The organism is Lysinibacillus sp. JNUCC 51 (assembly GCF_015999525.1).
Classification (GTDB): Bacteria; Bacillota; Bacilli; order Bacillales_A; family Planococcaceae; genus Lysinibacillus; species Lysinibacillus xylanilyticus.
On record NZ_CP065545.1, the window covers coordinates 1,857,337 to 1,876,143 of the forward strand.

Below are 18,807 nucleotides of genomic sequence, written 5' to 3' on the forward strand. Positions count from 1 at the left end.
TAGCAGATTCTTGCTTTATAGATGGGCTTAGAAAGGAGATATCACAGTATGATTCAATTAGAAAACATATCAAAAGAATTTAAAACTAAAAAAGGTATCGTCAAAGCAGTAGATGGTATTAATTTGCATGTCAAAAAAGGTGAAATTCATGGGGTTATTGGCTACAGTGGTGCTGGAAAAAGTACCCTCATTCGCTGTGTCAATTTATTAGAGCGTCCAACTACAGGAAAAGTATTGATTGATAATGTAGATATTACTTCCCTTTCTCTAAACGACCTTCGCAAAACACGTCAAAAAATCGGGATGATCTTCCAACATTTTAACCTTTTAAAAACAGCGACCGTTTACAGCAATATCTCGATACCATTAAAGCTTCTAGGTTATAACGACTCTGAAGTAAAAGAACGTGTTGCAAAATATGCAGAAATTGTTGGCCTAACAGAGAAATTAGATAGCTATCCTAGCCAGCTTTCGGGTGGTCAAAAGCAACGTGTCGCTATTGCACGTGCCCTCGCCCAAGAGCCTGAGATTTTACTCAGTGATGAAGCAACGAGTGCACTCGATCCTGAAACAACTGACGCCATTCTTGAGCTTCTCTTGAAAATTAATCGTGAGCTAGGCATCACTATTTTACTCATTACACACGAAATGAATGTTATTCAAAAAATTTGCGATGATGTTTCCGTTCTTGAATCTGGGGCAGTTGTGGAATACGGCTCTGCGATTGAGCTATTTTCCAAGCCTCAGCATCCAACGACACGAAAATTTTTAAATACCATTTCTCAACGTAATTTATCTCCTTCCCTTATCGAGCAATTAAATGTTTCGGGAAGTGTTATTCGTTTAACATTCCTTGGTGAAAGTACAGGGAAACCATTACTTGCAGAAGTGAGCAAAGTTTATGATGTACAACCAAATATTTTAACAGCCAATATCATTGAATTAAAAAACGGCATTGTCGGTAATATTGTCGTGCATCTACACGGTAAAACCCATATCGTAGAAAAAGCACTTAAGTATTTTAAAGAAAACGGAGTAAGTGTCGAGGAATTAGGAGGCGAATTAAATGAATAGCATTCAAAGCTTCTTTGCAGATTGGTCAGATGTTATTGGGAAATCCATTATCGAAACCTTCCAAATGGTCGGGATTTCATTATTCTTTTCTATTTTAATTGGGATCCCTTTAGGGCTTTTAATCGTTTTAACTCGCCCGGGACAATCCTTTGAAAATAAATTTCTCTATCAATTTTTCAATTTATTTATTAATATTATTCGCTCAGTACCGTTCATTATTTTACTATTTTTCATTTTACCGTTCACGAAGCTAATCGTTGGCACAACTATCGGTGTAAAAGGTGTTATTGTACCGCTTGTTGTTTATACAGCGCCTTATATTGCGCGCCTTATGGAAACCGCACTTTTAGAAGTTGATCCAGGTGTTGTGGAAGCTTATACAGCAATGGGTATTAAACGCCGTCATATTATTTGGAATGTCTTACTACGTGAGGCTCGTCCATCCATTATTTTAGGTTTAACGATTGCTACAATCGGTCTTATAGGAGCAACAGCAATGGCAGGAATGGTTGGTGCTGGTGGTTTAGGTGATCTTGCATACCGTTACGGTCATTTACGCTATGAGGTCGATGTGATGTATGCGACTGTGTTTATCTTAATCATCCTTGTTCAGAGTATTCAATCAATAGGTAATCGCTTTGCAGCGAAACTAAAGAAAGATTAGTAGGAGGATTACGATGACAAATGAAATTTACGTAGAGAAAAATGGCTATATCGCTACCCTAGTGTTAAATCGACCTGAAAAACGCAACTCTTTATCAAGAGCTATGTTTCAAACCATTTTAGATAATCTTGAAGCTTTACGTACAGACTCTTCTATCAAAATCTTAATTGTTCGTGGCGTAAATGAAGTTGCCTTTTCTTCAGGTGCAGATATTAGCGAGTTTTTAGACGTTCGTTATGCAGCCAATCACGCAAAAGCCTATAATGATTTAGCATTAAAAGCCATTGATGCTCTTTATAAATTTCCACACCCTACAATAGCCATGATTCAAGGATTAGCTATTGGTGGTGGCTTAGAGCTAGCCAACGCATGTGATTTCCGACTAGCAACACCTAAGAGTAAGCTTGGCATCACTGCTGCGAACATCGGTATCATCTACAATCTTGAAAGTACAAAGCGTCTAATGAACATCGTAGGTGCTGCGAAGGCAAAGGAAATATTGTATACAGCGAATATATTCACAGCTGAAGAAGGTAAAAATATCGGTTTAATTACTGCCTTACATGAACCAGAGGATATTGAAGACGCGACAATTCAGTTCGCTAATCATTTATTAAGTAAATCCTCTGTTGCAAATGCTGGTATTAAAAAAATTATCCAAGCAATTGTCGATGGTGAAAATGAAGAAAGTGAAGAGTTAGCTCAAATGATTCTTGATTCATTTAGCTCTTATGATTACAACGAAGGTATCCAAGCATTTTTAAATAAAAGAAAGCCCATTTTTAATAAATAAGGGAGGTAATAACGATGACAAAGATAACAGATGGAGATCTACTGTTAAAAAATATTAACGCACAAGCCCCCTTCCCTATTTGCTTTGCAGATTTAGAAAAGGCAGTTGCAGAAAAAATAGAAGCTGGTCCGTTTGGTTATATCCGTTCAGGTGCTGGAGGTGAGCAAACATTAAAAAATAACCGTGCTGCCTTTGAAAAATACTCTATTATTCCACGCTTTTTACATGATGTTTCGAGTATTGATACATCGATTGAACTGTTCGGAAAAGTACATCCAACCCCGTTCTTATTTGCTCCTGTTGGCATGAACAGAATGGCGCATGACGAGGGAGAGCTTGCCGTTGCTCGTGCAGCTAATCAGTTAAAAATTCCTTATATTCAAAGTACAGTTTCAAGCTATGCACTTGAGGATATAGCACAAACAGCTCCCGCTGCTACTAAATGGTTTCAATTATATTGGTCAACAAATGAAGAAATTGCATATAGTATGGCCGCTCGAGCCGAGGCTGCTGGTTTTGAGGCTATTGTTTTAACTGTAGATACAGTCATGCTCGGCTGGCGTGAAGAAGATGTTCGCAATCAATTTTCACCATTAAAGCTTGGGTATGCGAGAGGAAACTATATGAATGACCCTGTTTTTACTGCTTCCTTACCAGACGATTCATTCGAGTCATATGTACAAGGCGTTTTACAAAATGTTTTCCATCCAACATTAAATTGGGACAATGTACGTGAATTAAAGCGCCGTTCTAATCTCCCTATTTTATTGAAGGGAATCTTACATCCTAAAGACGCAAAATTAGCTATAGAAAATGGCATTGATGGAATAATCGTATCAAACCACGGTGGTCGTCAATTGGATGGCGTAATTGGTTCACTTGATGCACTTCCTGACATTGTGAAAGCTGTAAAGGGACGAATTCCTGTTATTTTAGATAGCGGTGTGTATCGTGGTATGGATGCTCTTAAGGCACTCGCTTTAGGAGCAGATGCTGTTGCCATTGGACGTCCCTTCGTCTATGGGCTTGCCTTAGAAGGACAGCAAGGAGTCGAAAAAGTAATGACGAATTTATATGATGAATTAAAAGTTTCTATCGCATTAGCGGGGGCAACATCTGTAAAAGGACTACGTGATATCACATTGGTGAAAAAAGATGGAGTCGATCATAGATGAAATTAGCATTAGAAGGTTTAAAAGTAGTTGATTTATCACAAGTGCTCGCCGGCCCTTATTGCACTATGGTGCTAGCGGATATGGGTGCCGAGGTTATAAAAATCGAAAAATATCCAAATGGAGACGATACACGCGCGATGGGCCCATTCATTAATGAAGAAAGCCATATGTATATGATGGTCAATCGTAATAAAAAAGGCGTTTGTATAAATTTAAAAACGCCTGAAGGGTTGGAATTATTCAAAGAACTTATTCAATCTGTAGATGTTCTTGTAGAAAATTACCGACCAGGCGTCACAAAAAAACTTGGTATTGATTATGAAACATTAAAGGAAATTAACCCCGGGCTTATTTATTGCTCCATTTCTGGTTATGGTCAAACAGGTCCATATAGTCAAAAAGGCGGCTATGATATTATGGCACAAGGGCTTAGCGGATTAATGCATATGACTGGTGAAGCTGGCGGTAGACCCGTAAAAGTTGGCTTTGCAGTGAACGATATTGCAGCTGCGCAAACTGCTTTACAGTCTATTTTAATGGCATATATTTATAAACTTCATAGTGGTGAAGGACAATACATCGACGTGTCCCTAGTTGAATCCGGGCTTGCATGGACAGTTTGGGAGGCTGCAGCATATTTCGGAAATAGCGAATTACCTGAACGTACAGGAACTGCTCACCGAGTATCCGCTCCATATCAAGGCTTTAAAACAAAAGACGACTATATTTTAATAGGAGCAGGCAATCAAAAGCTGTGGGAGATTTTTGCCACGAAAGTCGTGAATCGCCTCGATTGGTTAGACAACCCTTTGTTTGCGACAAACTACTCCCGCGCTCAAAATGTGAAAGTACTTGAAGCAGAAATCGAAAGCGAATTAATAAAACATCCAGCAACTCATTGGCTTCAGCGATTAAATGAACATGGTGTTCCAGCTAGCCCCATCTATTCATACGATCAGACATTGAATGATCCCCATATTTTAGAACGCGGCATGGTGCTTTCCTATGAACATCCAGTCGCCGGCCCAATGCGCACACTCGGCTTCCCAGCGAAGTTTTCGCAAACGCCTGGGCAACTAATGAAGGCCGCTCCTACATTAGGGCAGCATAATGAAGATATTTTAAAATCATTGCATGTACCTGATGAACACATCGAACAACTAAAAGCAGCGAAAGTCATTCACTCGAAATAAAGCTACCCCGGCATTTCGGGGTGACTTTCCGTCGCTTTGGCGGGGCTATCCACAATTTTGGCTGTTCTATCCACGACTTTGACTATTCTATCCGTCACTTAGACTCTTCCTTCCGTCGCTTTGACCTTTCTTTCCGTCGCTTTGGCTCTTCTATCCGTCGATTCGACCTCTCTTTCCGTCGCTCTATCTTCTATCCGTCACTTCGACCTTTTTATCCGTCGATTCGGCTCTTCTTTCCGTCGCTCTGCTTTCTTTCCTTCACTTCGACCTTCTATCCGTCGCTCTGTCTCTTCTTTCCGTCGCTCTGCTTTCTTTCCTTCACTTCGACCTTCTATCCATCGCTCTGTCTCTTCTTTCCGTCGCTTCGGCTCTTCTTTCCGTCGATTCGACCTCTCTTTCCGTCGCTCTATCTTCTATCCGTCACTTCGACCTCTCTTTCCGTCACTTTGGCTCTTCCATCCGTCGCTTCGAACATTTAATCCGTCTAAACCTCAAAAAAGAGGCTGGGACATAACTAGCTTCATTAGTGAGAAATCCGAATTTGAATTCATTCAAATTCGGATTTCTCTATTTTTTATGTTGTCTCCATATAGCTATTAGCTAATGGCTGTGAATTTTCTTAAATTCACGGCCATTAATGCGAGGCCCATCTCGTTTTCAACCTTCGATTTTCCTCTCACAGAAAATCGAGTGAAACGCAAATTAGCCTTCAAGAATCCAAAAACTGGTTCCACGTCAATTTTGCGTTGACGATAAATGGTACTCGTTTTTTCTTCTGAAAGCTTTACTCTTACATATTCTTTTTGTTGCTCCCACTTCTCATTCACGATTAACTTACGATTATTTCCCCCTTTTGCTTTCGTACATAACGAACGTAGGGGGCATCCGGAACAGTCCTCACATTCGTATATCTTAAATTCACGCGTGAAATCATACTTATCCGTTTTCGTGGAACGATATTTAAATACAAGCTGTTGTTGGTTTGGGCAAGTGTATCGATCATGTTCTTTATCATAATCCCAGTTCTCTGTATTGAATTCGTTTTGCTTATGCTTTTTCTTCTGTTCTTTTACATACATGTTATACGTGATTAAGGCTTCTCGCTTACGGTTCGAAAGGATATCATCATAATTTTGTTCACTGCCATATCCAGCATCTGCGACGATGTGTTTTGGTAACTTAAAATAATGTTGTTCGATTTCATCTAAAAATGGGATTAATGTACGTGTATCCGTTGGATTCGGAAAAATGCTGTAGGCAAGCGCATACTGACCTTCTGTTGCCACTTGTATGTTATAACCTGCCTTCAATTGACCATTTTTCATATAGTCATCTTTCATACGCATAAATGTTGCATCCGGGTCTGTTTTCGAATAACTATTTCGTTCGTCAAAGATTTCGAAGTCTCTTTGATATTTTAGTTTGCGTTCAATATAGTCGATCAATTGTTTGCGAGCCTGCTTTGGGAATTTCCGTTCCGTTCTTAAAGCCTTTCGCTCTGCTACATCCGATGACTCTTCAATTTTTCGATCATATTCAGAAATCACTTCATCAACTTTTTCGACCATTTGAGCGAGGTCTTCCAATGCTAATTCCTTTTCACTTTCCCGTTCAATTTCTGGCATGATTTCTTTTTCAAGCAGCTCATCGTATAGCTGGTTTGACTTTTCAATTAGTCCGTTATGAAATTTCTCAACCGACTTTTTCCACACGAATGTAAATTTGTTCGCATTCGCTTCAATCTTTGTTCCATCAATAAAAATAGCTTCCTGGTCAATTAATTCTCCCTGTACCAGCTGGCAGCGGAATTGAACGAAGCATTGACGAATCAACTCTTTTACCTCTGGTTGGACACGGAATCGGTTGATTGTGCGGTAGGTTGGTTCATGCCCTTGAGCTAACCACATCATCCGAAGACTATCTTTTAAAAGCGCTTCAATTTTGCGCCCTGAGAAGACAGATTGCGTGTAGGCACATAAGATAATTTTAAGCATCATGCGTGGATGGTAGGCAGGACAGCCCTCATTTCGAAGGAATGGTTCAAACGCTTCGGGCGGGATACTTTCGACTAAATGGTGGACATGGAAGGCGATATCATTCTTTTGTAACTTCACTTCAAAATCTAAAGGCAAAACTAATTGATTCATGTTATAATCTTTAAACATAAGGATCCTTCTTTCTGTATAATTTTGTTATGGTGACTTAATTTTATCAGAAGTGGTCCTTATTTTTTATGAAAAAAATTTAAAGCCGGTGAAATTTTACTAATCGTAAAATTTCACCGGCTTTTTAGTTAAGAGGTGGGTTTTGTCCCAGCCTCAATTTTTTATTGAATTACACCTAGCTCACGGCCGACTTTTCCATAGATTGCTAGAGCGTCGTCCAGCATTTCTTTTGTATGTGCCGCTGTAGGCATGTTACGAACACGTCCTGTACCTTTTGGAACCGTTGGGAAAACGATTGATTTAGCATAGACGCCCTCTTCAAATAAACGACGTGAAAATTCCTGTGTAAGCTTTTCATCACCAATAATACATGGTGTGATTGGCGTTTCTGATTCACCGATATTAAAGCCTAGCTTAGCAAGACCCGCTTTTAAATAATCCCCATTTTCCCAAAGCTTATCGTGAAGCTCCGTTGAGTCAATCAGCATTTGCACTGCCGCTGTAATCGCAGCAACATCACCTGGTGGTAATGCTGTTGAGAATAAAAATGGACGAGAACGCACTTTCAGCCAATCAATTAAATTTTTCTTACCTGCTACATATCCACCAACAACACCAATTGCTTTAGAAAGTGTACCAATTTGGAAGTCGATTTCTTTTTCTAAACCGAAATGCTTCACAGTACCCTTTCCTTTACCTGTTACACCTGAACCGTGTGCATCATCAACATACGTTATTAAATCAAACTCTTTCGCAATCTCAACGATTTCTGGTAATTTTGCAATATCACCATCCATTGAGAATACGCCATCAGTAATGACCATGACTTTATTATATAAGCCTGATTCTTTCGCTTCCTTTGCTTTCACACGTAAATCATCCATGTCAGAGTGATTATAGGCAATGATTTTCGCACGTGATAAACGACAACCATCAATAATCGAAGCATGGTTTAATTGGTCTGAAAGTATTGCATCATTTTTATCCATAACAGCTGAAATAGCTGCCATATTACAGTTAAAACCTGATTGGTAAGAGATCGCTGCTTCTGTGCCTTTAAATTCAGCAAGCTTTTCCTCTAATTTTACGTGTAAATCAAGTGTGCCGTTAATCGTACGGACTGCTCCAGCCCCCACACCGTATGTCTCAATTGTTTCTTTGGCAATACGCTTTAAATCTTCATTCGTTGCTAAACCAAGATAGTTGTTTGAGGATAGATTAATTAGATTTTTGCCACGTACCTGAATAACTGGTCCGTTTGCTCCCTCTACTGGATCAATTTCGTTGTATAAGCCTTGATTGCGTAAGGCTTGTAGGTTTTCATCTAAAAATGCATTCAATACTTTTGACAAGCGTATCATCCTTTCCTAGGAACACTATTCTAGTTCCTAGTGTAGCACAAGCACGCTATTAGAAAAATTACTTTGTTAATCTTTCGAATAGTGGGGCAGTTTTTTCTCGCCAAAGAGATGATGATATACAATTATCTATTAATCGACGGACAGTATACTCTGCTTCCGCATAACGCTTCGAATAACCCATTGCATCCTGCATTGCTTCTTTATACTTTGCCCGAATATCTTCAATTTTAGCTTCTGCTTCCTGTGAAATTGCGCAATGTTCCCCTATATCGAAAATTTCATCACCAAGTCTTCCTGCCTGAGGTTCAAAGACATGTGGATCTGTGCTATCAAAGATGCAGAAATTCAACTCCGGGATAATAACCATGTCAACAGAGTTTGAATCCAAGCCACACCAAATAACTTGTGCATCGAGCCCTCTCGCATTTGCTTCGTCTGCTAAACCTTTCATTAAAGAAGATTTACCTGTACCCGGCTTCCCTTTGATCATCAATCTTCGAGATATATTTTTTGTTATGCTATCTACTGTATTTTCAGCCCCCCTCGGTGTTAATGTTCCGAGTAAGCGATGTGTTCGCATTCCTGTTTTATTTAAGACGATTGTTTGGAAAACATCTGTCTTTAAATTTTCAACCTGATCATTTAATGCCTGCCAGTTCATACAGCTTTGTGTGACTACTTCCCAATCATCATGGATCTTTATAGCACTATTTAGCTTCGAAATACACTTCTCACGCCACGACTCTCGTTCCGTCACTGCATCAGCGAGTTGTTCGCCAACCCTTTCAAGTTGGAATTCTTCTAAACAATCATAAAATGATATCACCCGATGCTTTGTTCCAAGGAAGATCGGTTCAATCCCCCACCCTGATGACCATACAAATAGTCGATTACATCCTTGAACATACACTGCCTCAACAATATCCTCCAACAAAGCATGCTTAAACCACTCCACCGCAAAGCCTTGCTTCACATAAAAATAACCTAGCTCTTTAATAAGCTCTGATCCTTTAAACGTAGGCGCACCTTGCAAAATATAAACTAATTCTGCCTCATCCATCAGTTCTTTATATAAATGTTTAATTCCTTGCCCAGTCAGTGCGTGCCCATAATAATAGGTCACATTTCCGTTCAATAACGCTCCCCCTTTATCTTATGCCTTGCATTATATGAAGGAACATTTTAAAAAATGAAGAGCTACTTTTATTTTTTATAAATAAAAGTAGCTTCCTATTTAATAGAATGGCTTCATGCCCTCTATATTCCCAATACACTTCTTTAAAACCTTACGACAATAAGGTAACGAATATTGCACAATATAGCCCGATGTTAAAGCAATGACCACAGTTCCAACGCCAACAGGACCTCCGAGTAACCAGCCAAGAATTGTTACAAGTACTTCAATACCCATTCGCGCTGTTTTAATCGTCCCGCCAAATTTTTCAACAAGAATCATCATTAATGTATCCCGTGGCCCCGCTCCCATATTCGGTGCAATATACATGCCACAACCAAAGCTTAAAACAAATAAACCTACCACAAAATAAGTTATCTGTAAGCCATAAATATTTGTTGACGGTAATAACCAATTAAAAACATCTATAAATGACCCGATGAGTAGCATATTGAGCCATGTCCCGATTTTTGGCCATTCTCGTAAAACGATTGAAGTTGAAACAACAATTAAAAGCCCTGTTAATATAGACCATGTACCAATTGATAAACCAAAGTTCTGAAATAAACCCACATGTAACACATCCCAAGGGCTCGTTCCTACGATTTTCCCTTTAATGGACATTGTAATTCCTAGCGACATCACCATTAAGCCACCAATAAAAAACGTCCAACGCAACCCCGTAATTTTCCTCATTTCATATCCTTCTCTCTCTATGTATAATATTGTTCTAACTGTACCCCATTTTATGTTTGAGTTTTGGCTACCTCCGTTGAAGAAAAGTTCTGCAAAGCATCTTATGCAATGTGTATATAGCGCTAATAGAGCTAGTAACAACTTTGCTAAGCGGAATTTTCATGTAGTTGAACACCTGAGTATTCTACTTTCAGTTCTTCCGCTTAGCTGAGCAACTTTTCCTCTACCTGAGCAGTTCTTTTCCTACCCAATCACTTTTACACTCCCTACAGTTCTTCACCCTATCGGAGCTTTCTTCTCTTACTTCCTGCAACTTAAATAAAAAACTACCCAACATATCATGCTTGGGTAGTAGTAATTGGTGCGAGCTTTGCCTTTGTTGCAGCAACTAAATCATCTAGTTGTAGGTGGACTTGCATGCCGATTTTTCCGGCACTCACAATAATCTTTCCTTGCTCTTGAGCTGACGTATCAATGACAGTAGGATAAAGCTTCTTCATGCCGACTGGAGAGCATCCACCCCGTACATAGCCTGTATAGCTGAGTAACTCCTTAACCGGAAGCATGTCGATTTTCTTCTCTCCTATAACCTTAGCAGCAGCTTTTAAATCAAGCTCTTCTGCTACAGGAATAACAAATACAAAAAGCTTTTGTGCACTTGCCTTTGCTACTAATGTTTTGAAAACACGAGAAACCGGGTGACCAATTTTTTCAGCAACCGAAATTCCGTCAACTTGGCCGTCACCTGTTTCATATTCAATTACTTCGAACTGAATTTTTTGTTGTTCCAATAATCTTATAGCATTCGTTTTCGCATGCTTCGCCTTAGCCATATTAAAAAACTCCCATCTGCAGCATTAGGCTATCATGGAGAACATAGAGTCATTTCCTGGTAGATAGCCATCTTTCGCCATTTGAATATGAGTGGTATATTTTTCAGAAGCATATTTAAATGTTCGCGCCTTATATGCCTCTGCATAATTCTTACCGAAAATTGTATCTGCAAATGGATCCAATTTCAATTCCTTCGAAAAACGTTCTGGTACTTTAACTTCAATTACTTCACGTACAAAAGCAGGCTGACTGTCGTCTAGTTCACTTTCATCTAGATCTTGACCATTTTGTATTTGAGCATTTGCACTCGCCGCTACACGTAAATCCTGTGGTGATGGCTGCGCTGTATCTTTCAACTGTTCTAGAATTTGTAACGTCTCCACATCTACTATAGACGCTTCCCCATCTATATGCTCTAGCTGTGAATATTCAAGAGCTTCAGCTTTTTGCGTTTTCTCATGAGCGAGCACACTCTTTTTCGTCTGTTGCAAATCTTCAATGATTGCTTGCTGTTGAGGCGTGACTTCTTTAGATTCCTCTTTTTGTTGCTCGTAGAGGTCTTGATCTGTATGCCCTAATAGTAAATTTTCTAGCTCAAGCAATAGCGGATTTTTCTTTGGCTGAAAATACAATGAGTTTTTTCGATATGCATCCCCTGCTTGTTTTCGCTGTAAAATCTTTTTACGATTATAGTATGATGAAATTTTTTCTTGTTCTATTAAACTGGATAGTTTCATATGATTCACCTCGGCTTTCTAATTTAATATGCGAAATAAATAATAGATATGATAATTTCTTCTATTAAGTATAACTATTCCGTCTGAACAGTTTCTTTACACTAATTATCGGAATTTTCTTTATCAAATTCAAGAGCAAATTAATACTAAGCTCCTAAAGGAATATTCCATTTTCGACTAATTAGGTATAAAGACCCTAAACAAAACCGATTATTCCTTTCATTTATTATTTCAATATTTAATTTCAATAAAAAATATTACTGTTATCACTTTTAAAATAGTGTTAATTTACCCCTAAAAAAAAAACAGCCCTTTAGCAAGGACTGTTTCTATCTATTTTTTAGGTTTAATAAGTATACTTTTATAGGCTAAATAACCAAGCCATGCTCCAAGTGTATTTAAAATTAAATCATCAATATCTGCCGACCCAACCGTAAAAATAAACTGGATGGTCTCTACCGCTAAGCTAGAGACGAAGCCTACAAAAATAACTGTCCGAGCTTTACGAAACTTTTTTGATAATAACGGAAGTAAAAAGCCCATGGGGGTAAATATTAATAAATTACCTAGTAAATTAATAATAATGATATCCAAATTAAAATACTGAGAGTAATTTATATAGCGAAGAACTGTATCAAAGGGAATAAAATTTGTAGTTAAACGCCAGTCACTATAATCAAACAGCCCTAATTCATCTAGAGAATATTCGCCATTAAATAAAATAATTACTACATTCACTAGACGGTCAATGACCAGTTTATAAAAAGCTATAACGGAATAAATACTAAAAAATATCCAACCTGTTATCTTAATTGGTAAATAATATGTATCTATCAATGAACGATAAGGTAATGGTAGCTTGGCACTACCATGTATATTATTTTTTTTCATGCCTGTACTACCTACTTCCCTATATCCTCTCATCATTTTAATATGCTCAACTTCCCCAAGCAAGTGGTAATAATAAGATGGGTAAAGCTTTTTAGGACATACTCAGAGTACTTAAATTCCTCCCCCTTATACTATACGTTTGTCCAGGTTCAATTAGAAAAAAAATGATTATACAAATTCTAACAAAATACCATTCTTAGCTTTTAGTGGTGGACAAAAAAGCCGCCTCAATTAACTGAGACAGCTTTATTTCAGACTTTATACTGGATTTACTCCGTGTTTACGCTCTGAGAATAATAAGTACTTTGACATATAGAGCTCTAAACGTGATTCAAGTACTTTTCTTAAATCATTAGGCTCAATAACATCATCAATGATAAGTTCTGAGGCTAGACGATAGACATCGATTTCCTCTTGATATTCTTTGCGTTTCTCGGCAATAAAGCTTGCCTGCTCCTCTTTTGGAAGTTCAGCAATTTTATTTGCATATACTGCGTTGACCGCAGCTTCTGGACCCATTACAGCGATTTGTGCGTTTGATAGTGCAATACAGCAGTCTGGCTCAAAAGCAGGACCTGCCATTGCATACAGCCCTGCACCATATGCCTTACGAACAATGACCGTTAATTTAGGAACGGTTGCCTCGCTCATTGCGAAAATCATTTTTGCACCATGGCGTATAATACCAGCTTTTTCAACCTGCGTACCAATCATAAAGCCTGGTACATCTGCAAGGAAAAGAAGCGGAATATTAAACGCATCACAAAGTGATATGAACTTTGCCGCTTTATCAGCTGAATCGTGGAACAAAACGCCTCCTTTTACACGTGGTTGATTGGCGATTATTCCGACGGATTGCCCATTAATGCGTCCAAGTCCCGTAATTAGTTCTGGAGCAAATAATTTTTTCACTTCACAAAACGAATCTTCATCAATGATACGTTCAATTAGCTTATACATATCAAAAGGAACGTTTTGATTTTTTGGAATTAGCTCATCAATCGATTTATCAAATGAAGCTGGTGGCTTTGGAGCCTCAACCTTACCGCGCTCTGCATAGTTGTTCGGGAAGTAGCTCAAATATTTACGAGCATAGGCGATAGCTTCCTGCTCCGTTTTAGCAAGCACATCTCCGCAGCCAGAAACAGAACAGTGCATTTTAGCTCCACCCATCGTTTCCAAATCTACCTTCTCACCAATAACCATTTCCGCCATACGTGGGGAACCTAAATACATCGATGCATTGCCCTCTACCATGACTACAATATCGCAAAATGCAGGGATATATGCACCTCCTGCTGCTGAAGGTCCAAACAGTAAGCATATTTGAGGGACTTTACCTGAAAGCTTTACCTGATTATAGAAAATGCGTCCAGCTCCTCTTCGACCCGGAAACATTTCTAATTGGTCAGTAATACGTGCACCTGCCGAATCGACTAGATACAGTAATGGGCAATTTAGCTTTTCAGCTGTTTCTTGAATACGAATCATTTTTTCTACTGTACGTTTACCCCAAGAGCCAGCTTTAATCGTCGAATCGTTTGCTAATACACAAACAGTACGGCCATGGATTTTACCGATTCCTGTTACAACTCCATCTGCCGGTAAGTCCCCAGCTAAGCAGTTTGCGTACAAGCCATCTTCTGATTGCAGCCCATCATCTAATAATAATTCGAGTCGTTCACGTACAAACAGCTTTCCTTGCTGTGCGTTTTTATCGTGATATTTTGGCAGACCACCTGCTAAAATTTGTTCCTTCATTGTTTTAGTCGTATTTTCTGTCGGTACATTGCTCATATTTAATTCCTCCTTTTGCCCATTCGGTTACGCCTTAGCACAGATAATTAATAAATATACCTAGATCTCGGTTCATTATCATAACGTGAGGTTGATTTCCGTTACGGCTGGGCGCTTTGTTGCTGTCGCTTCGCTTTCGCACAGATAAAACATTTGCCGCTGACGCTTCGCTTTCGCGCAGAGCAGAGCTTCCTGGCGGCGTTCGATGAGCCGCTTTTGTTGTTGCTGCCGCTTCGCTTTCGCACAGATAAAGCATTTGCTGCCGCTGCGTTAGCACTACGCTTTCGCACAGAAAACATCCGCTTCGCTGCAGGGTCTCGGGCCAACAGATGTTTATTGCGCGAAAGCGAAGCGGCAGCGGCACCGATGTTGGTCACGAAGGCGTTATCACAGGATGTGATGGTTTTAGCCTTCGTTCCTCTATTCGATGATCCCCGAGGAGTCGCCCAGCCTTCACTCCAATCAACTTATATGCATTGCATATGTTTCAAACTTCTGATGATGGACCAAAATCTATTAAAAATACTTGTATGGCTCATCACCCTATCGTGGATTTGATTTCTTTTAACCCCAAGAAGTCACTAGCCTCCACTTTTGATGATACGCCTATTTTTTAAAATCCTACTTTAAAACTATTCAAAATCTATCAACAGAGCTTTTATTTCCCTAAGTATTGCGGTGTTCGCTTTTCTTGGAAAGCAAGTAAGCCCTCTAATCGATCTTCTGTAGGAATCAGAGCATTATATGCAAGTGATTCGATTTTTAAGCCTGTAGCTAAATCTACTTCAATCCCTTGATTCATGGCGATTTTCGCCTGTACTAAAGAAAGTGGAGCATTTTTGGCCATTTCGAGCGCAAGTTGCTGAGCCTTTTCAAGTACTTCATGTCCTTCATGAACGTACTCTACAATACCGTAACTTCTTGCTTCCTCCGCATTTAATCGACGAGCAGTATAAATTAATTCCTTCGCTTTTCCAATGCCAATTAATCGTGGAAGTCGTTGCGTGCCTCCTGCCCCTGGGATGATGCCGAGAGATGTCTCCGTAAGACCTAACTTTGCATGTGTAGCTGCCAGACGTAAATCACAGGCTAACGCTAGTTCGAGTCCTCCACCAAAAGCAACGCCATTTAGTACGGCGATAACTGGTTGAGCGAGCGCTTCTACTTTTGCCACTGTTGCACCGATTAATTGCACAATCTGCTTTACTTGTCGGTCTGGCATCCCTTTACGTTCCTTTAAATCTGCTCCTGCGCAAAAAGCTTTTTCCCCTGCCCCCGTTAGTAGGACAACTCGCACTGCCGGATCACCGTTTATGTTGTCGAGTGTCGTGCTAAGTTCTTGGAGTAGTTGTACAGACATTGCATTCGCAGCTTCAGGTCTGGAAAGTGTAATAAGCCCAATGCAACCCTCTAATAATTCAAAACGAACGAGCTGCGTCATAATTGACTCGCACTCCTTTCATTACGGGCAATCGCCATTTGTTTAGAGGCAACTGCCTTCCCTAGTTTCTGTTCAATAAATAGCGCAGCCTCTAGCACTTTACTCAGCTCTACACCCGTTTTAATACCCATTTCATCTAATAAATAAAGTAGATCCTCCGTGGCTACATTACCCGATGCTCCTTTGGCATACGGACAGCCCCCAAGTCCACCAAGCGCACTATCAAACTTTGTAATTCCCATTTCTAAAGATTGAACAATATTCGCTAGTGCTGTGCCACGTGTATCATGGAAATGCATCGCAAAATTTTCCGCAGGGTATCTTTTTAGCAATTCTTCTAAAAGATTTTCTACCTGTGTCGGCACACCAACACCAATCGTGTCACCAAGTGAAATTTCATCGACGCCCATTTCTAATAATTTTTCTGTTACTCGTAAAACCTTTTCTGGTTGTATGTAGCCTTCATACGGGCACCCAATCACCGTTGAGATATAGCCTCGTACATTTTTATTCGCTGCCCTTGCCCCTACCACAACTTCCTGTAATATCGGAAATGTTTCATTAATCGATTTATTAATATTACTTTGATTATGGCTTTCGCTTGCCGACATAAACACGCTCACTTCATCTACTTCAGCCTGCAACGCACGTTCTAGGCCACGCATGTTCGGTACTAATGCAGCATACGTGATATCTTTTTGGCGTTTAATGGTTTGAAGCACCTCCACTGCATCTGCTAGCTGTGGGATCCACTTCGGATGCACAAAAGACGTTACTTCGATATAATTCAATCCAGTTTGACTAAGTAAATTCACTAGCTGTACTTTATCGGCAGTCGCAAGATGTGTCTTCTCATTTTGCAAACCGTCACGAGGACCTACTTCCTTTAACGTTACATGCTTTGGTAGCTGCATAAAGAAGCCTCCTTATTCAATTTCTAAAATATCATCATCAACGTTGATGAAATCCCCTTCGTTCGCAATGATTTTTGTGACTACGCCATCTTCTTCTGCAGCAATAGGAATCTCCATTTTCATCGACTCTAAAATTGCCACATCTTGTCCTGCTGTCACTTTCTCGCCCTCTGCTACAACGATTTTCCATACTGTTCCTGCCATGCTCGCTTTAACTGTTGCCATTGTAAATCCCTCCAAATGTATGAATGTACGGATAACCGTATGTGATTTTCATATAACGCATTCGCACTAATGGTGAAGTGCGAATGCTTTTTATCATTTTCGCCTTGGCGTAATTGTTGTTGTTGCTGTCGCTTCGCTTTCGCACAGATAACATTTGTTGCTGTCGCTTCGCTTCCGCACAGATAACATTTGTTGCTGTCGCTTCGCTACTCGCACAGAAAACATTTGTTGCTGTCGCTTCGCTTTCGCACAGAAAACATTTGTTGCTGTCGCTTCGCTTCCGCACAGATAAACAATACGTTCAGAGGCTTTATTTCGTTTCTGCTAATTGAGGTAGATAATATTCATCTACAAATTTAGTTGTTGTATAGCCCTTCAAAAATTGTTCATGTGTGACTGTTTTCAACAGCATCGGAATATTTGTTTGAATTCCTTCTACTTTATACACTTTAAGTGCCTCAATGAGTCTTTCACACGCAATTGCTCGTGTTTCTCCCCACACTACTAATTTGCTAATCATTGGATCATAAAAAGGTGTTACCGTAGTGCCAGCCTCTACGCCACATTCATGGCGAATACCTTCACCTGTAGGTAAATCAAAAGCCGTAATTGTTCCTGGAGAAGGGAAAAATGTCGATGGATTTTCGGCGTAAATGCGTACTTCAATTGCATGCCCTTTTCTTTGAATACTATCGCGAGTAAATGCTAATGGTTGTTTTGCCGCAATCTTTAATTGCTCCTCTACAAGATCCAGTTTTGTAATTTCCTCAGTCACCGGATGTTCAACCTGTAGGCGCGTATTCATCTCTAAAAAATAAAAGTTTTGCTCCGCATCTACTAAATACTCAATCGTTCCAGCATTCACATAGCCGATATGCTGAACTGCCTTGACTGACGCATCTAACATACTTTTTCTTGTTTCTTCAGAAATGAATGGAGATGGTGCTTCCTCAACCACTTTTTGATTTCTACGTTGAATCGAGCACTCACGTTCAAATAGTGGTACGACATTGCCATCATGATCTGCAATAATTTGTACCTCGACGTGATGAGGATTAGCAATAAATCGTTCCATATACATCGTTCCATCACCAAAGAATGACTGTGCACGCTTTTGATTTCCCTCAAAGGCTTTTGCCAATTCCTCTGCATTTTCTACGAGCTGCATTCCGATACCCCCACCGCCAGCAGAGGCTTTTAACATTATCGGATAGCCTAGACGAGAAGCAATTTCAATAGCTTCTGTTACGTCTTTCACTGGTGTCTCTACGCCTTCAACAATTGGTACACCTGCTGCCTTCATTGTTTTCCGGGCTTCTAACTTACTACCCATCGAAGCAATAACGTCTGCGCTCGGCCCAATAAAAACTAAGCCCGCCTCTGTACAACGTTTAGCAAACTCAGCGTTTTCTGATAATAAACCATAGCCTGGATGAACAGCTTCAGCACCGCTTTCCTTCGCCACTTCAAGAATACGATCAATATTTAAATAGCTTTGTGCAACAGGTGGTTTTCCGATACAGAACGCCTCATCCGCTTCCTTAACATGTAAGCTTTCAGCGTCTGCCTCGGAATACACCGCTACTGTTTGAACGTTTAGTCGTTTGCATGTTCTTATAACACGCCTTGCGATCTCTCCACGATTTGCAATTAAAACCTTCTTGAACATAACA

19 protein-coding genes and 1 pseudogene are annotated in these 18,807 nt (G+C 39.8%); 7 read left to right on the forward strand and 13 right to left on the reverse strand.

Going from position 1 to position 18,807, the window contains the following annotated elements:
- Positions 1-48 precede the first annotated feature (48 nt).
- From JNUCC51_RS09090 to JNUCC51_RS09115, 6 genes are all read left to right on the forward strand, one after another.
- Complete coding sequence (locus JNUCC51_RS09090; protein WP_337991716.1) at positions 49-1,074, forward strand: methionine ABC transporter ATP-binding protein; 1,026 nt, start codon at positions 49-51, stop codon at positions 1,072-1,074.
- Positions 1,067-1,738: a methionine ABC transporter permease gene (locus JNUCC51_RS09095; protein WP_049667921.1), complete on the forward strand. Its 672-nt coding sequence runs from the start codon at positions 1,067-1,069 to the stop codon at positions 1,736-1,738. The genes JNUCC51_RS09090 and JNUCC51_RS09095 overlap by 8 nt, the downstream gene beginning before the upstream one ends.
- A gap of 13 nt (positions 1,739-1,751) precedes the next feature.
- The gene (locus tag JNUCC51_RS09100) at positions 1,752-2,531 is read left to right on the forward strand and encodes an enoyl-CoA hydratase/isomerase family protein (RefSeq protein ID WP_337991717.1); all 780 of its coding nucleotides are present in this window, start codon (positions 1,752-1,754) and stop codon (positions 2,529-2,531) included.
- 14 nt (positions 2,532-2,545) lie between these two features.
- Positions 2,546-3,706: an alpha-hydroxy acid oxidase gene (locus JNUCC51_RS09105; protein WP_337991718.1), complete on the forward strand. Its 1,161-nt coding sequence runs from the start codon at positions 2,546-2,548 to the stop codon at positions 3,704-3,706.
- Positions 3,703-4,899 (forward strand): CaiB/BaiF CoA transferase family protein, encoded by a 1,197-nt coding sequence (locus JNUCC51_RS09110; protein WP_337991719.1) that lies wholly within the window; start codon positions 3,703-3,705, stop codon positions 4,897-4,899. The genes JNUCC51_RS09105 and JNUCC51_RS09110 overlap by 4 nt, the downstream gene beginning before the upstream one ends.
- Before the next feature lie 120 nt (positions 4,900-5,019).
- Positions 5,020-5,499 carry a hypothetical protein gene (locus JNUCC51_RS09115; protein WP_337991720.1) on the forward strand — a complete coding sequence of 160 codons (480 nt, stop codon included), beginning with the start codon at positions 5,020-5,022 and terminating at the stop codon, positions 5,497-5,499.
- A 5-nt stretch (positions 5,500-5,504) separates the two neighbouring features.
- Here JNUCC51_RS09115 and JNUCC51_RS09120 read toward each other — a convergent pair.
- The 8 genes and pseudogenes from JNUCC51_RS09120 to JNUCC51_RS09155 form a co-directional block, all read right to left on the reverse strand.
- A pseudogene (locus JNUCC51_RS09120) lies at positions 5,505-7,064 on the reverse strand (IS1182 family transposase); the annotation flags it as partial.
- 161 nt (positions 7,065-7,225) lie between these two features.
- Positions 7,226-8,425 carry a glycine C-acetyltransferase gene (locus JNUCC51_RS09125; protein WP_337991721.1) on the reverse strand — a complete coding sequence of 400 codons (1,200 nt, stop codon included), beginning with the start codon at positions 8,423-8,425 and terminating at the stop codon, positions 7,226-7,228.
- 58 nt (positions 8,426-8,483) lie between these two features.
- Complete coding sequence (locus tag JNUCC51_RS09130; protein ID WP_337991722.1) at positions 8,484-9,560, reverse strand: nucleotide kinase; 1,077 nt, start codon at positions 9,558-9,560, stop codon at positions 8,484-8,486.
- 99 nt (positions 9,561-9,659) lie between these two features.
- A complete protein-coding gene (locus JNUCC51_RS09135) occupies positions 9,660-10,295 on the reverse strand; it encodes a YczE/YyaS/YitT family protein (RefSeq protein WP_337991723.1) in 636 nt (211 codons plus the stop codon).
- Between the two features lie 338 nt (positions 10,296-10,633).
- A complete protein-coding gene (gene ybaK, locus JNUCC51_RS09140; protein ID WP_337991724.1) occupies positions 10,634-11,128 on the reverse strand; it encodes a Cys-tRNA(Pro) deacylase in 495 nt (164 codons plus the stop codon).
- Between the two features lie 24 nt (positions 11,129-11,152).
- Positions 11,153-11,866: a hypothetical protein gene (locus JNUCC51_RS09145; protein ID WP_337991725.1), complete on the reverse strand. Its 714-nt coding sequence runs from the start codon at positions 11,864-11,866 to the stop codon at positions 11,153-11,155.
- 333 nt (positions 11,867-12,199) lie between these two features.
- Entirely contained in the window at positions 12,200-12,793 is a 594-nt protein-coding gene (locus tag JNUCC51_RS09150; RefSeq protein WP_337991726.1) for a VanZ family protein, read from the reverse strand.
- A gap of 222 nt (positions 12,794-13,015) precedes the next feature.
- On the reverse strand, positions 13,016-14,554 hold the full coding sequence (locus tag JNUCC51_RS09155; protein WP_134020295.1) for an acyl-CoA carboxylase subunit beta: 1,539 nt from the start codon (positions 14,552-14,554) through the stop codon (positions 13,016-13,018).
- A gap of 153 nt (positions 14,555-14,707) precedes the next feature.
- On the opposite strand from JNUCC51_RS09155, the gene JNUCC51_RS09160 reads away from it, so the two are divergent.
- Positions 14,708-15,112 (forward strand): hypothetical protein, encoded by a 405-nt coding sequence (locus tag JNUCC51_RS09160; RefSeq protein ID WP_337991727.1) that lies wholly within the window; start codon positions 14,708-14,710, stop codon positions 15,110-15,112.
- A gap of 100 nt (positions 15,113-15,212) precedes the next feature.
- On the opposite strand, the gene JNUCC51_RS09165 is transcribed toward JNUCC51_RS09160, so the two are convergent.
- The 5 genes from JNUCC51_RS09165 to JNUCC51_RS09185 are packed head-to-tail and all read right to left on the reverse strand — an operon-like array spanning position 15,213 to position 18,803.
- A complete protein-coding gene (locus JNUCC51_RS09165) occupies positions 15,213-15,995 on the reverse strand; it encodes an enoyl-CoA hydratase (protein WP_337991728.1) in 783 nt (260 codons plus the stop codon).
- Positions 15,992-16,909 carry a hydroxymethylglutaryl-CoA lyase gene (locus JNUCC51_RS09170; protein WP_337991729.1) on the reverse strand — a complete coding sequence of 306 codons (918 nt, stop codon included), beginning with the start codon at positions 16,907-16,909 and terminating at the stop codon, positions 15,992-15,994. Before JNUCC51_RS09170 ends, JNUCC51_RS09165 begins: the two co-directional genes overlap by 4 nt.
- Positions 16,910-16,921: 12 nt before the next feature.
- Positions 16,922-17,134, reverse strand: a complete 213-nt coding sequence (locus JNUCC51_RS09175; RefSeq protein ID WP_031418413.1) for an acetyl-CoA carboxylase biotin carboxyl carrier protein subunit — start codon at positions 17,132-17,134, stop codon at positions 16,922-16,924.
- On the reverse strand, positions 17,121-17,420 hold the full coding sequence (locus JNUCC51_RS09180; protein WP_337991730.1) for a hypothetical protein: 300 nt from the start codon (positions 17,418-17,420) through the stop codon (positions 17,121-17,123). The genes JNUCC51_RS09175 and JNUCC51_RS09180 overlap by 14 nt, the downstream gene beginning before the upstream one ends.
- Positions 17,421-17,444: 24 nt before the next feature.
- The gene (locus JNUCC51_RS09185) at positions 17,445-18,803 is read right to left on the reverse strand and encodes an acetyl-CoA carboxylase biotin carboxylase subunit (protein ID WP_337991731.1); all 1,359 of its coding nucleotides are present in this window, start codon (positions 18,801-18,803) and stop codon (positions 17,445-17,447) included.
- Positions 18,804-18,807: the final 4 nt, after the last annotated feature.